We start from the raw sequence: 14178 nt of genomic DNA, 5'->3' as shown, positions 1-14178 counted from the left end.
CGCCTGCGCCTCCCACCCCGGCCTTCACCGCCCCCCAATGGGAAAAGGACCTGTTCGCAGTCTTGCACTCGCGCACTCCCGCCGACTACATCGCCGTCGCCCAAGCCCACGGCCGCGCGATGCCGACCGTCCGACTGATCGCCGCCGCCCTCGAAGGCCTGCTGCACTTCGAACACGGCATCGGCCACCCCGGCGCCCAAGCCCGAGCGCGCAAGCTCCTCGGATGGGTCGTCGCCCAGAACGAGCCCCTCGCAACCCACCCGTTCGTCGTCCGCTACCTTGCCGACCGCACCTGGCCCGTGGAGATCGCCTTCGGCGTCACCGCATCCCTGCGCATCCAGGACGAGGTTATCCGCCTCGCCGCCGCCGAGCTGCACCAACAAGCCGGCGACGTCGACGCGGCGATCTGGACCGTCGAAGGTGCCCAACCGACCACCCTGTCCGCGCTGTCGCTAGCCGAGCTCTACAGCGACGCCGACCGGCACCAGGATGTCGTCGACCTGACCAACGGGGTGACCAACCTCGACGACGCCACCGCCCTGCTGCTGGCCTTCCGCGGCCGAGCCTTCGCCCACCTCGGCTACCACGACGCCGCCCGCGAAAGCTTCAAAGAGGCCCTGCGGGTGCGTACCCGCAGCGCCGCCGTCCGCCACCGAGCCCTACTCGAACGCGCCTACGTCGACCTCGCCCAGAACCGAAAAGCAGGCGCTCGCAAGAGCATCGAGAAAGTCCTCGCCGAAGACCCCACCTACCCTGGACTCACCGAAGCCCTCGCCGAACTACCGCCCATGCCAACCCCGCCACGATGAACAAGGCACCGCCCCGACGATGGAGCGTCGGGCCGCATCGTGCCCGCAGCTCGAACTCACCGCAGCACGACCATTCCGGGACAGCGCGACCGGATTGCCATCCACGCCAACACCTTCGACCACCCACCCCCAACGCCCGTGACGAACGAGGGTCGACGGCAGAGACTATCGTCGAGATCAGGCGAAGATGCTCACTCGGCGCCGACCCCAGGCGACACATCTCGGGTCGCATGTAATGCCTCGACATCGTTCGCCCAGATAGGGCCACAAGAGGCAGCCGGATCCACCTGTGGTCTACGCCCTATCCTCGGGCCGTGACCAACGAGGAGCAAGATCCCCACGACGTCGACAGCCCGCTTCTTGGTGATCGCCGTGATCGACTCGCCCACGCCGTCGCCCGCGCTGCCGAGGCCGGTACCCCCACCCTCGGTACCGGGGAGCTGACCATCCGCGAACTGGCCGAACTCATCGACCGCATCGACGGGCACGAGACCGAGAAGATGGCTTGCGAGTTCTCCGACAGCCGGCCGCGCCACCATATGCGCCGCAAGAACGAGATGCTGTTGTCCCTCGAACTCGCCCTTGTCGGCCAGTCCGGCCCGCTCGTCGACCTCCCCCAGAGAGCATCCTGCGCGGTGAACGATGACCAATCGACGCAGAACGACCCCGCCAGCAAACACCGAAGCGGCCGGGGGTCGTTCTCAGGCTGTGAAGTGGCGGACCACCCGCTCACCTGTGTCACCCGGTCTCCGCCGACCCTCAGACGGCAACGGGATACGCCCATCGCGTCATGTCGGCCGCACCGCATGAGCGCTGCGGCCGCTTTGCTACAACCAGGACCGAGCGACGACCAGGGAACGGCACCGCGAGCCCGAAGCCGCGGCCAAGAGGTGTCAGGAACTCCTGACACCCCATCACATCACCGAACCACAGCAGGCCATTCCTCCCCACCGAATAGATGCCCTCACCGTCGCAGCAACACCGGTCACCGTGTGCACCCGCCCCACACGCACCCATAAGCCCAGACCAAAGCGACCGCCTGCACCGGCACGTCGATCACATGGAGCTAGCGACATCGCCGCAGCCGACGCCGCCGAGGAACTCGCCACCGCGCTCGCCGGCTGCCGCCGTCAACTCGCCTCGCCTCGATGACCTGCGTGTCGAACGCGACCGAGACCTGATCCATACGGACAACAGCCCAACGGTGACTACTGTGAACCCGAGCACCTCGTCAGCCGACAGAGGAGAACACCCATGCGCACCTTCGTCCATCTGGTCCTGTTCGCGTGCGCCATCGCGGTGGCGGTCGGCGCCTTCCTTCCCCTCGTCGGCGAGATACAGCCGAGCGATGTCGCCCTGGTAGATCTGCGCGACGGCTTCCCCACCGGGATCACCTTCGAACAAGTCCAGACTCAGGCCGTGACGTTCTACCGGTCGATGACAGCCCTGCTGTTGCTGGCCGCGCTCCTGCTGCTGGTCGCTGCCCTGGTGGGTTCGCGCGCGGTCGGGTGGTTCGGCGTGATCGTGGGGACCGGCACCACCGCGATGTTGCTGTGGCGCCTTGACGATCGTTTTGGAGACTTCGTCCGCGACAACTACGCCAACTTGCTCACCGGTCGCTGGGGGCTGTATCTCCTCGGGGGCGGTCTGCTGCTCGCTCTGCTTGCCCTGCTGGTACCGAAGGAACGGTCAACCACGTGACGCTTTAGGCGTTCGACGGTGGGACCCAGCCCCTCAGCCCAGTAGCCGAGCGGATGGGAAACGCGGTGGGGCTTTGGTCGCCGCTTCGCTGGTTTACCCCCGTTGGGTTGTCGGGACTTCCTGACATCTACTTGCGTCAGGCAAGTCCGACAGTTGCGAGGAAGGCGGCGCTGTTCGGTCACTGCTGGCGGTGCCGGCGGGCCGCCGAGGAGTCCGCCCAGTGCTCCCACGCGGACTGACGCGTCATCCCCACCAACTTCGCCACCTGCGCCCACGACACCCCTTCGGCGCGCAGACGCCGGACCCCCTCGTCGAGCACCTCGGTCACCGCCCGCTGCCGGGCCGCCAAACGATCGAGTTGCTCGAGCGAATCGAGCACCGCTGCCGTCGCCGACACCTCGTAGATGTGCCGTACCCACTGCTCCTCGAGCCGGCTCATCGTCCGGGAGCTCGGACGCAGCGCCGAGGCCGCACCGATCCGTACCGCTGTCTCGCCCAGCCAGGGGCAGTGCAGGCACTTCGCCCGCCACGCGTACGCCGCCACTCCAGTACCGCCGACGATCGCCACCTCCCGCCCGGCCTCGTCCTCGACCCGGATCGTGCCGACATACGGCCCCTCCCCGGGGATCAGCAACTCCCACTCCGGCAACCGCCTCGCCATCCCGTCAGGCTCCGCTTACCCGGTCGCGCCGTCAACCACCACCCGACCACCGAGACCAGCCGCGCGGCTCACGCATGCAGAGCCCCTTCGTCAGGTGCTGTACACGGAACGTCCGTCAGGCGGGTGCGGTCAACGTCCGTAGTGATACCGACACGCAGCGATGCGAACCTCGCTATCGGTGACCTTGTAGAACAGGCGGTGCTCCTCGGAGATACGCCTGAACCAATAGCCCGCGAAGTCGTGTTTCAGCGGTTCGGGCTTACCGATCCCCTCGTTCCCGTGGCGCACAATGTCCTGTCCTCAAGCGTTGATGCGTTTGAGCACCTTGCGGTCCTGCGCCTGCCACCACAGGTAATCCTCCCAGGCGTTGATGTCCCATACCAGCCGCACTGTCAGTCGTCGCCATCGATCAGCGCGTGCATCTGGCCCTCGCCGGCTTCGAGCCGTTCCATCGCGTCGAGCAGGCGCCGCGCGTTCGCCGGCGAACGCATCAGGTAGGCGGTCTCGTGCAGCGACTCGAAATCCGCCAACGAGACCATCACCACCGGCTCGTGCCCCGAGCGGGTGATCATGATCTCCTCCTCATCTTTGGAATCCGATCCGAGATCAGATCTGCGGGGAGTGTCCGATAAACGATGGATCAGGATTCAGTGTGCCCGGTTCGGCCCGAGTCGCCGGGATGTGGTTGCGTGGTCCTGTCCATGCGGGTTCCCGACGTGGGTGCTTCGGTGCCTGCGTCGTCGACGCCGCAGATCGGGGGATCGGAGTACTGTCAGGGCCCGTGATGCGCTTGATACGAACCGGGACCAGTGTTCATGCCTGAGCCCACCGGAGGGGAGCCGGGTACCGAGGTCGCGGCCCCACCGCCGGCGATGGTCACCCAGTTGGTGGCCCGAAGTGGTGATCTGAAGGGTGAGCTGGTGGACTTCGCCCACCATTCCCGTTTCCACAGGCAGTTGACCGCCCTGATGCGGGCGGCGGCGGACAACGGTCCGCTCGACGAGGGCACCGTCGTACGTACCCTCGATCATTTCGCCCTGGAGTACCGGCGGCACGGTCGTGGAACGGTTCGTTGCACAACGTCGGCAGGCCCTGACCGAGGCCGAGCGCGAGATGCTGCTGGGTTGGCGCGATGTCGTCGAGGGGTACTTCGAGGTCCGCCAGCCAGGTGACGGCATCGGCACCGCCGTCTTTCACAACCTGGTCGACGACGTGCACTATCGCGTCCACTCCAACCTAGGCCCCGACGTGTTCGCTGCAGTGCGGCCCGGGATGTTCGTGTACGGCCGCATCGTGCCCGTGCACCCGGCCACCGACCACTGGCTGATCAGCGGTCACCTGGTTCCGTTTCCGCGGTCCTCCGGCGCGACCGTCGCCCGGGCCGCACTGCAGGTGGTGACCGCCGACCCGGGTTTGCTGCGCCGTAATCGCAAGCTGTACGAGAGGGCCTGGCAGTTGCAGGCCGACGACCGTGCTGCATTCCTCAAGTTGTTCGGTTCCGATCTGGTGATCCTTCCGCCCGCCACAGCCCAGGCGCGGATGATCGAACACTACCGGCACCGCTTGGCTCAGGTTGGTGCATCTGCCGAACCCAACGGGATGCCTACCCCGCCGGCGACGTCCAGCACCGTCACCGCTGAGGAGATGGGCCGACTGCCGGAGGATTACCGCGAGGCCGACAGCGTCGGGATGATCTACGACGAGACCGAGGGCCTGAACTATTATCGTGACTTCGGTCGTCTGGACGCGATGTTCGCCGATCCTGCGCTGGTCGGCGACCACACCCATATCACCCTCCTCCGCGCATATCTCGACGACCCCACGGTCTCGCCCCTGCCGCTTCGCAGACTGGCCAAACGCCACCCCGACGGCGTCGATCCTGTCTTCCGGGTCCTGCTACGCAAGCCCGGCTTCTCCTGGCAACGCGACGGCGAAGACTTGCTGCGCATCCGCAAGAGGGAGTTCTTCCAACAGGAGACGGCCCCCAGCTTCACTGTCACCGGTGACCGCCTCGCCGAGCTCCTGCACACCCCCGAGCAGTGAGGGTGACAACGCCGTCACGTCGGTTGTCGGCTGTGAGGCTGTTCATTCGAGGTCGAGCACGGCCCGGATCGCCTCGGACAGCGCGGCTTCCTCGACGGAAGGAAGCACCCGAGACTGCGCCCCCATGTTGACGCGGTTGACGCGGGAATGGTCACGATGTTGTCGCAACTGACCACCGAATCCTTTCCAACCTGTTCGCCGGCCCTACCGGCACCTCGGTGGACAGCCCTCGCACGGTGCCGGTGATCGGCGCCACCGCCACTCTGCTCAGGTGCGGGCGCACCAACGCGCGGGTCAATACCAACACCGGCCGTCGGGTGGACGAACGTGTCGATCCGTTCGACGGCATGCCCCGGAGCCCCTCCCAGGAGGTGCGTGCCTGTTCCCGTGGGCGACGTGCGGCAATTGGTGGGATCGGCATCGATAGACGATTCCACGTCGTACCGATCGATCACCGACATGCGTGGTCGTTCGGGTCGATCGGTCGGGCTCGCTCGCCGCACACTGGGCATCGTGGAGGAACGCTACCCGGGAGAACTGGACACGCTTCGAGCCGACAATGCGCGGTTGCGGCGGCTGCTGGAGCTGAGCGAGGAACAGGCCCGCGTCCCCGATCCGGATCAGACCGCCCTGACCGGAGCGCCGGGCGCGCCGGTGGACATGGGATCCACACCCGCCGAGAAGGTCCGGTTCTACGCCGACCTGTTTCGGTGCCGCACCGACGTTTACGCGGTTCGGTGGGAGAACCGCCGGGACGGCAGGTCGGGGTGGATGCCCGCGATCGAGGGACGCTGGGTCAAGGGCATGAGCAGATCCGAGGTGCCCTATCTGCCGCTGACCGCCGAAGTGGTGGCCCAGCATCTGCTCGGCGAGCACCATATCGGGCTCTACCCCCTCGCCGATGACGACACCTGCTGGTGGGTGAGCGCAGATTTCGACAAGGACACCGCCATGCTCGACGCCCTCGCCTATCTGAAGGCCGCCCGAGCGAGCGCGATACCCGCGGCACTGGAAGTATCGCAGTCCGGGCGCGGCGCGCACGTGTGGATCTTCTTCGCCCACCCCACCCAGGCCGGCCTCGCTCGGCGGATCGCGACGAGCCTGATCGGCGAAGCGATCGGGTTGCGCGGCAGCATGAGCCTGACCAGTTACGACCGGCTGTTCCCCTCCCAGGACGTGCACACCGGGCGCGGTATGGGGAACTTGATTGCCGCCCCGCTGAACGGTGCCCGCCGCCAGCACGGAACCACCGTGTTCCTCGATCCGGCCACCCTCGAACCGTTCGACGATCAATGGGCCTACCTGTCGAGCATCGCGCGACTGTCCGCGAACGACGTCACCGCCATCGCTGCACGCCGGCCCGCACCGAAAACGGGCCACGAAGTCCGCCGGTTGCAGCTACCGACATCGACGAAGATCGTGCCGCGGCCTGCCGCCGTCATCCGGGCATCGTTTCGCGCCCGTATGCAACTGACCGCCACCGACCTCGGGCCGGCCATGATCTCGGCGGTCAAACACGCCGCGTCCATCCCGAACCCCGAGTTCCATGCCCGTCAACGGGCACGTCGAAGCACCTGGGACACCCCACGATTCCTCCGTAGCTACAACGAAACCATCGACGGTGATCTCGTCCTCCCACGCGGCCTGCTGCCCCTGTTGACCACCCTCGTCGAATCCGCCGGCAGCGCCCTGCACATCGACGACCACCGCGTCGCCGGAACACCGCAGCATTTCCGCCTCGCCACCGAGCTGCGGCCCGAACAGCAGGCGGCCGTGCGCCAGCTCGCGGACGAAGACACCGGCGTGCTGATCGCGCCACCGGGATCCGGAAAGACCGTCATCGCATGCGCCGCAATCGCCTCGCGGGCGACAACAACACTGATCCTGGTCGACCGCAAAGCCCTCGCCGATCAGTGGCGGGCCCGCCTGCACACCCATCTCGGTGTCCGGTGCGGGCAGATCGGCGGCGGCCGATCGAAAACCACCGGCATCATCGACGTCGCGTTGCTGCCGACCCTGGCCCGCCGCGACAATGTCGACGAACTGACCGGCGGCTACGGGTTCGTCATCGTCGACGAATGCCACCATGTAGCCGCATCCGCGTTCTCCGACGTCCTCGACCGTGTCCCCGCGAAATACTGGCTCGGCCTGACCGCCACCCCCTACCGACGCGACCGGCTCGACGACCTGATCTACCACCAACTCGGCACCCACAGCATCACCCTCGACTCCCCCACCGCCGGTGAACTACCGAGCGCCGCATCAGATGCACCCGCGCCCCACCCCGTGCTGCACCTCCACCGCACCCGATTCCGCTTCACCGGCGACGCCGACCCCACCAAGCCCGGCGGAATCGCCGCGATCTACCGCGCCCTCGTCGCCGACGAAGACCGACTACGCCAGATCACCACCGACGTCCTCGCCGCCCACCACGACGGCGCCAACATCCTCGTGCTCACCACCTGGGTCGAACACCTGACCGCCCTCAGCCAACAGTTGACCGACGCCGGATGCACCGTGATCACTCTCCGCGGTGGCATGAAAGCACGCGAGCGCCAACAAATCACACACGAGATCGCCACCCATCGGGCCGACCAGCCGCCGCTGCTGATCGTCGGAACCGGCTCCTTCATCGGCGAAGGCTTCGACTGCCCTGCCCTCGACACCCTGTTCCTCGCCGCCCCCGTCTCGTTCAAAGGCCGTCTCGTCCAATACGTCGGACGCATCACCCGACCCCACCCCGGCAAAGCCACCGCGACCGTCCACGACTATCACGACGAACTCACCCCCGTCCTCGCCTCATCCCTACGAAAACGCGCCGTCGGATACACCTCCCTCGGCTTCCCCGACCCCCGGAAACAGCTGCCATGACTTCCGGACCGTCACCCGGAGCGCACAGCACCACCCCGACCGGGCTGCACGCGGTGGACCCCGATCCACCGGTGTCCGGACGTGACGAACCGGCAGGGGAGTTGGATCATGCCTTTCGGCGCACACCAACGGCGCGGAGCTCGCGCCGAGCGGGCCCGCGAGTAGGGGGCCACCGACCGACAGAGGTCTGCACCCCCGACGCCGCCAGCCCAGCAGGCGGCACAACGCCGCCGCGTTGTAGCCAACGTGCGCGAGCAGATGCGCCCGCGACCACCCAGCCAACGCCGTCGGCTGAGGCATAGCGGGGCTTCCGATGGAGTTTGTGATTGGGGACCGGGGACGCGGGGTAGTCACGGTATACGCCCCGCGCGCACCAACGCGTCACAGTTCCACATGCTCCCGACGCCCGACGCAGTGCGGGGCGACGACACACAGCAAGTGGGTTCGATCATGAAAATCAAGAAAACCAAAACCAAGGTTGAGATTGCCGCAGCGGTCGGCGCCGGATACCTGCTGGGGCGCACACGCCAGTTGAAGATGGCCGTGAAGATCGCTAGAGCGGGCGGACGGTCCCCCAGTGGGCCTCAGGATCTGCTCGCACAGGGATCCGAGTTCCTCGCCTCGTCACCGGAGATCGCCGAACTCGGCGACTCGGTTCGGGACGAGCTACTCGACACGGCGGCCGCCACGGTCGAGGCCACCAGCGAGCACGTCAATTCGTTCCGCGACCGGCTCCGGTCGCGCGGCGCGAACGTCGTCGTCGGCGGCGGACACCTGGTCGGGGGGGTGAAGAGGATCGGCCGTCGCGGGCACGCCCACCCGCGGGACGCCGAGGACTCCACCGTCGACGAGGAACTGGACCACGAAAAGACGAGGACGGACAGTTCGACGCCCCGACGAGCGTCGAACCCGCCCGCTGACGGCTCGTGACCTGGAGGCGGCATCCTCCTGCCCCCAGGTGAGCGTCTCGCGCTCGGCTTTCCTGCGAAAGTCCCCATGTCAGGCGCTCCCGACAAGCTCCAGCAGCAAGAAGACCACCTCGGATCCTTATTCGTTGGCAGGCCTGAACGCCCCGACGTACAGCGGCTGTGCGCGCACCCCTCCATAACCGTCACCGGCGGCGGTGCCAACGCGCCGCCGAGGAATCCACCCAGTCCTCCCACGCAGACTGACGCGTCATCTCCGCCACCTCCGACCACGAGGCGCCCTCGGCCTGCCACCGGCGGACCCCCTCGTCCACCCCCTCGGTCAGGGCCTGCTGTTCGGTCGCCAACCGATCGAGCTGCTCGAGCGCGTCGAGCCCCGTCGCCTTCGCCGACACCCAATAGATGCGCCGCACCCACCGCTCCTCGAGCTTTTCCCACGTCAGGCGCCCAGGCTCTAACGCCACCCCGAACCGATCCGCACCGCCGTTGCTGCCCAGCCAGTCACAATGCAGACACCTCACCCGCCACACGGACGCCCCGGCCGTAGCCGCGCCGACGATCGGCCCTGGTTGCCCCGCCTCATTCTCGATCCGGATCGTGCTGACCTACGGCCCTTCCCCGGGTACCAGCAACTCCCAATCCGGCAACCGCCTCGCCATGTCCTCAGCCTCCGCCCCAGGGAAGCGGCGTCAACCACGCCCTCGTTATGCCCATACCTTCGAACCGCCGACCAGGCCGGCGCCCTGTACAGGCCAATCCACCTGCGAACAAGCAATTTGGCGAGCGGGAACGTAGTGGTGCAGCGCCTTATCGCGCGCGTCAAGCAGTGTCGTCAACCGAGCTGGAACAACGTCGTTGGCACCGTGCAGGATAAGGCGGTGACCGATCCTGCCGCCGCACTACCCGACGACTACCCGCAGTTTCTCGATCAGCTCAAAGGTCAGGTGCGCCACGCCCGGCTCCGCGCCACCCGAGTGGTCAACACCGAGCTGCTGGTGCTGTACTGGGACCTGGGTCGGGCCATTGCGGAGCAACAGCAGACCCAAGGCTGGGGAACCAAGGTCATCGACCGCCTCGCCTCGGACCTGCGATCGGAGTTTCCCCAGATGCGCGGCCTGTCCCGCAGCAACCTGTTCTACATGCGGCAGATGGCCCTGCTGTGGCCTCGGTCCGCAATCGTCCAACAACCTGTTCTCAGTACTTCGGTGGGACTATCGGGTACTGGCTGAGGTCAGGATTCGGCGACACACCGTCGATGGTTCTCGGAACCGCTGGCCGGCGCGGCCTACCGTTCGAGGCGTGAGCTACCGCAGACTGCGGATCACCACCCCCGACCTGGGTGCGTACTACGGCGTGGTCGATGACGACTACCGCCCCCACGAGCTCGCTTCCCGATGGCTCGAGGTGCGGTTCTACGGTCGGGCGCAGGCCGAAACCACCAGCGCCGCGTACGCGAGTTCGGTGGCGTTGTTTCTGACCTGGGCAGAACAGACCGGTCGTGACCTGTCGGCTGCGGCGAAGGATCTGCACCTGTTCGCCGGGTATCTGGCCACGACTCCGTTGACTGCCGGCCGCAGTGCGACTCGCCCCCGCTGCGCGAGCCGGGTCAACCGGATCCTGGTCGCGGTCCGTGAGTTCTACCGGTTCGCCGTGGCCGAGCAGCAGCTTCCTGCCGCAGTGCTCGGTGATCTGTTCGACCTACCCGACGAGCCCAACTTCCGGGGCCGGTCGGGTCCGCGGGTACGGCACCGGCGCAGGGAGATGCGACGAGGCGGCCCGCCCGAGGGGGCTACCGCGGCCGAAGTGGTGGCGCTCGTCGAGACGGCGCACACCTTCCGGGACCGGTTCATGCTGGTGCTGATGGCGGTGACCGGGCTGCGGGTGGGTCAGGTGTTGGGTCTGCGCCGTCAGGACATCCATTTCGTGCCCGACGCCGGCGCGCTGGGTCTTCCGGTACCCGGCGACACCGGACCGCGGTGCCGGACGTGCGGAGAGCATCTGCACGTGGTGCGCCGGACGAATCCCAACGGGGCATGGTCGAAGGCCCGGTTCGATTTCGTGGTGCCGGTGCCGCCGATCGTGGTGGCGCTCTACGACCGGTATCTGGACGAGCGAGACCGTTGCCCCGCGGCGGCCGACAACGACATGCTGATCGTGGCGCTGCGAGGACCGACGCAGGGGAACGCGATCTCGCCCCGCAACCTGCACAAGATCGTCGAACGTCTCGCGACGAACGCCGGACTACGGCCGATCCATCCGCACATGCTGCGGCATTTCGCCGCCTCGGAACACCTGGCGGCGGGCACCAGTCGCGACGAGTTGCAGGCACTGTTCGGGTGGAGCCAACCGTCCTCGGCCGATCCGTACATCCACGTCGGGGCCGACCGCACCCGGGCCGCCGTCGACCGGCTGGCCACGAGACTGTCCGAGGAGACCACATCATGACGGAACCCGTCCTTGTCCGACTCGACTCGGCCGATACAGATCTAACCAAAGCTGTTGCCGCCCAATATGAGTGTGATGTGTGGGATCTGAGGTCCTTCGGTTACCCGGGGAAGTGGGCGAGGTTCCGCGGCCGGGCCGATCGAGCACAGCGTGGCGCCACGGGAATCGGCCAGGGCTGGCTTCTCGACATGGTGAAGCAATGGGTGCTGCGCGCAGCACTGCGCAGGGTGAGCCCAGCGTATCTGGACGAGGTGATCCTGGCGGTGGCGCTGCTGTCGTCCACGCTGCAGGACCGCGAGGATCACGGCGTGCACCCGACTGCACTCGGCCGCGCGGACATCACCACCCATCTCATTCGGCTCGGTCACCTGCGGGAGGAAGGCCGGTTGACCCTCAAGGGCCAGCAGCGGATGGTGCGGTATCTCGCCCGGGTACTCGAGGACGCCGAGGCATGGGGGTTGAGTGCGCCGGGTGCCGTCGCGGCCGGTCTGCCCGCGTCGTTCGCGGTGCTGCGAGCGGACCTCCCGGCCGGCCGGGCCCGAAGCGTCGACGAGCCGAGTCGGGCACTACCGCGGGCGGTGATCCGTCAGCTACTCGATCCGGCGGCGCTGAATCGGCTCGAGGACCTTGCCGGAGCGTGGGCGGTGAACTGGTTCACGCTCGCGTTGGGCACCGGACGACGCCCGGGTGAGCTGTGCGCCTTGCCGCTCGACGGATGCCTCGAGCGCAGTGTCCATCGTGACGACAGTGGGGACGAGCACACTCACCCGGTGCTCGTGCACGACATGACCAAGATCGCCGTCACCGGCTATCGCCTGCCGATCAGCGCGGCCACTGCGGCGGTGATCGAAGACCAGCAGAATCGAGTGCGGCAGACCTACCCGATGACCGACCCGGCCCGGCTGCCACTGTTCCCGACCCCACATCGAAATCCGGACGGTCTGCGGTCGGTCCCGACGTGGCATGTCCACACGGTGCTCCGCCGCTGGGTGATGGACCTGCCCGAACTATGGTGCCCGGACCTCGACGAGGAGGGCCGCATCGCCGGGGCCGGCCATGCCGTCGGTGATGGTCGGCAGCCGTTTCCGCGGGACAAGATCTATCCGTATGCGCTGCGGCACACGTGGGCACAGGATCACGCCGACAGCGGCACCAGCCTGGAGGTTCTGCAGGATCTCCTCGGCCACACCAAACCAACCACGACACAGGTCTACTACCGGCTGACCCCCACTCGGCGACGGGACGCGGTACTGCGGCTGAGCCGGCTGCAGCTGACCCACCGCGGATCACTGACCTCGGCCGGACTCCGGGCCCTTGAGCCTGCCGAGGAGCTGCGAACCCAGATCGGCTCCACCGCAGTGCCGTTCGGCATCTGCATCGAACCGGCGAACGTGCAGGCCGGGGGTCATGCCTGCCCCTACCGGATGCGGTGCCTGGGCTGCACCCACTTCCGCACCGACCCGTCGTATCTGCCCGAGCTGCGAGAACACCTGAGCCAGCTACTGACCTCCCGGGAACGAATACGCGCCGCCGATGCCGCCGAGATCGAGCCGTGGGTGCGCAGCAGCGCCATGCCCACCGACGAGGAGATCGATCGCGTCCGACACCTGATCCGTCGCTGCGAAGGCGAACTCGACGGTCTCACGCCGACCGAACGCGACGAGATCGTCCGATGCATCACCCAGGTACGCACCGCCCGCGCCCAGGTCGCCCGGGTCGTGCCACTCGAATTGGCCGGCATCGTCCGACACAACGACCCGGACGTGTTCCCCTCGGCTTTCGAGCGGCTGCGGTCACCCGGCACCACAGCATCGACCGGGGTGGCCCGGTGACCGCGCCGAACCCCCGCACCGACGGGATACGACGCCACCGAGCCGCCGTGAGCGCAGACAAGCACCGGGCGGTGCGCACCGCCGTCGACCGGTGCGTGGCCCGCGGTCGGGTCATCCCCGCAGCCACCCTCGCCCGCGATGCCGGGGTCACCGAGACCTTCCTCTACCGGCACGAAGCACAGCCCTGCCCACTCTGTGAAAACACCTTCGGTGGTGGTCCGATCAACTACTTCCGCAGTCGGATGCAGAGCATCGCCGAGGCACGTGACTCCGGCGTCACTCGCGAGGGACTTGTCACGACAGCATCGCTGCGTGCCGACCTGGCCAACCAACGCGCCGCCAACCAACGCCTGCGCCAGCAGATCCGTGCCCTCGAACATCGTCTCGGCGAGGTCCTCGGCACGCAATCACGCACCGACATGACCGAGCTCGCCCGACTCGCCCACGGCTCGGAATCTGGTGATGCTCAACGGATTCTAGAGCTATCCGAACAGAATCGGTCACTGGCCGGACAACTCGCCGACCGCAACGAGGAACTCGACGCGGTCCGCCGGCTCAACACCGAACTCACCCGACGAATCAACAGCACAGAGCAGAGCGCTCACCTCGGCCGACGCCCGGCACATATTCCGTCCACGCGTGAGACAGGATGCGGCGATGACCTCAGCAGCTGATGAACCCGGATCGCACCGGGTGAACGACGACGAGCCCGCCGATTCCGACGGCGACCGCATCACCGAGGTAGAGGAACTCTTTGCAGACCTCGACGGTGTGCTCCCCGCGGAGATGACGCCCCTGTTCTATGAACACTCCTACTGGGAACTCATGCTCGCCGTGCGGGACCTCCTCGACATCCTGCACCGCGGCGCCGGGAAGTGACCAGGCAGGGG

Annotated in this window: 13 protein-coding genes and 4 pseudogenes; 10 read left to right on the top strand and 7 right to left on the bottom strand. The window is 67.3% G+C overall.

Annotation, left to right across the window (positions count from 1 at the left end; translation table 11 throughout):
- A partial coding sequence (locus G6038_RS21420; protein WP_206025407.1) for a hypothetical protein occupies nucleotides 1-809 on the top strand: 809 nt, incomplete at its 5' end.
- Nucleotides 810-1000: 191 nt separating this feature from the next.
- Here G6038_RS21420 and G6038_RS21415 read toward each other — a convergent pair.
- On the bottom strand, nucleotides 1001-1459 hold the full coding sequence (locus G6038_RS21415) for a hypothetical protein (protein ID WP_165039770.1): 459 nt from the start codon (nucleotides 1457-1459) through the stop codon (nucleotides 1001-1003).
- Between the two features lie 604 nt (nucleotides 1460-2063).
- On the opposite strand from G6038_RS21415, the gene G6038_RS21410 reads away from it, so the two are divergent.
- Nucleotides 2064-2510: a hypothetical protein gene (locus G6038_RS21410; RefSeq protein ID WP_165039769.1), complete on the top strand. Its 447-nt coding sequence runs from the start codon at nucleotides 2064-2066 to the stop codon at nucleotides 2508-2510.
- A gap of 178 nt (nucleotides 2511-2688) precedes the next feature.
- On the opposite strand, the gene G6038_RS21405 is transcribed toward G6038_RS21410, so the two are convergent.
- The 3 genes and pseudogenes from G6038_RS21405 to G6038_RS21395 form a co-directional block, all read right to left on the bottom strand.
- Nucleotides 2689-3171, bottom strand: coding sequence for a hypothetical protein (locus G6038_RS21405; RefSeq protein WP_165039768.1), 483 nt, complete (start codon nucleotides 3169-3171; stop codon nucleotides 2689-2691).
- 129 nt (nucleotides 3172-3300) lie between these two features.
- Nucleotides 3301-3561, bottom strand: a pseudogene (locus tag G6038_RS21400) (Txe/YoeB family addiction module toxin).
- Between the two features lie 2 nt (nucleotides 3562-3563).
- Nucleotides 3564-3812, bottom strand: a complete 249-nt coding sequence (locus G6038_RS21395) for a type II toxin-antitoxin system prevent-host-death family antitoxin (protein WP_346772879.1) — start codon at nucleotides 3810-3812, stop codon at nucleotides 3564-3566.
- 418 nt (nucleotides 3813-4230) lie between these two features.
- Between G6038_RS21395 and G6038_RS21390 the strand changes: the two genes are divergently transcribed.
- Complete coding sequence (locus G6038_RS21390; protein WP_240918634.1) at nucleotides 4231-5214, top strand: hypothetical protein; 984 nt, start codon at nucleotides 4231-4233, stop codon at nucleotides 5212-5214.
- 42 nt (nucleotides 5215-5256) lie between these two features.
- Here G6038_RS21390 and G6038_RS21385 read toward each other — a convergent pair.
- Nucleotides 5257-5563 (bottom strand): annotated as a pseudogene (locus G6038_RS21385) (type II toxin-antitoxin system PemK/MazF family toxin).
- Nucleotides 5564-5727: 164 nt separating this feature from the next.
- Between G6038_RS21385 and G6038_RS21380 the strand changes: the two are divergent.
- Complete coding sequence (locus G6038_RS21380; RefSeq protein ID WP_346772878.1) at nucleotides 5728-8085, top strand: DEAD/DEAH box helicase family protein; 2358 nt, start codon at nucleotides 5728-5730, stop codon at nucleotides 8083-8085.
- A gap of 204 nt (nucleotides 8086-8289) precedes the next feature.
- On the opposite strand, the pseudogene G6038_RS21375 reads toward G6038_RS21380, so the two are convergent.
- Nucleotides 8290-8376: pseudogene (locus tag G6038_RS21375) on the bottom strand (maleylpyruvate isomerase); the annotation flags it as partial.
- Between the two features lie 159 nt (nucleotides 8377-8535).
- Between G6038_RS21375 and G6038_RS21370 the strand changes: the two are divergent.
- Complete coding sequence (locus G6038_RS21370; RefSeq protein WP_240918633.1) at nucleotides 8536-9015, top strand: hypothetical protein; 480 nt, start codon at nucleotides 8536-8538, stop codon at nucleotides 9013-9015.
- Between the two features lie 181 nt (nucleotides 9016-9196).
- Here the strand turns inward: G6038_RS21370 and G6038_RS31510 are convergent, their stop codons facing one another.
- Nucleotides 9197-9475: a hypothetical protein gene (locus tag G6038_RS31510; RefSeq protein WP_240918632.1), complete on the bottom strand. Its 279-nt coding sequence runs from the start codon at nucleotides 9473-9475 to the stop codon at nucleotides 9197-9199.
- 414 nt (nucleotides 9476-9889) lie between these two features.
- Between G6038_RS31510 and G6038_RS32145 the strand changes: the two are divergent.
- The 5 genes and pseudogenes from G6038_RS32145 to G6038_RS21340 all read left to right on the top strand — a co-directional run.
- Nucleotides 9890-10204: pseudogene (locus tag G6038_RS32145) on the top strand (DUF1016 N-terminal domain-containing protein); the annotation flags it as partial.
- A gap of 106 nt (nucleotides 10205-10310) precedes the next feature.
- Complete coding sequence (locus G6038_RS32140) at nucleotides 10311-11456, top strand: tyrosine-type recombinase/integrase (RefSeq protein WP_165039767.1); 1146 nt, start codon at nucleotides 10311-10313, stop codon at nucleotides 11454-11456.
- A 188-nt stretch (nucleotides 11457-11644) separates the two neighbouring features.
- Nucleotides 11645-13288: a site-specific integrase gene (locus G6038_RS21350; RefSeq protein WP_165039766.1), complete on the top strand. Its 1644-nt coding sequence runs from the start codon at nucleotides 11645-11647 to the stop codon at nucleotides 13286-13288.
- 71 nt (nucleotides 13289-13359) lie between these two features.
- Complete coding sequence (locus G6038_RS21345; protein ID WP_145962006.1) at nucleotides 13360-13962, top strand: hypothetical protein; 603 nt, start codon at nucleotides 13360-13362, stop codon at nucleotides 13960-13962.
- Nucleotides 13946-14167, top strand: coding sequence for a hypothetical protein (locus G6038_RS21340; protein ID WP_145962005.1), 222 nt, complete (start codon nucleotides 13946-13948; stop codon nucleotides 14165-14167). Before G6038_RS21345 ends, G6038_RS21340 begins: the two co-directional genes overlap by 17 nt.
- The last annotated feature ends 11 nt before the right edge of the window (nucleotides 14168-14178 follow it).

It is taken from the genome of Rhodococcus sp. 14C212 (assembly GCF_011058195.1).
In the GTDB taxonomy this organism is placed as follows: domain Bacteria; phylum Actinomycetota; class Actinomycetes; order Mycobacteriales; family Mycobacteriaceae; genus Rhodococcus; species Rhodococcus aetherivorans.
The sequence above is the reverse complement of the archived record's forward strand: the minus strand, read 5'-3'. Positions and strand labels throughout refer to the sequence as shown.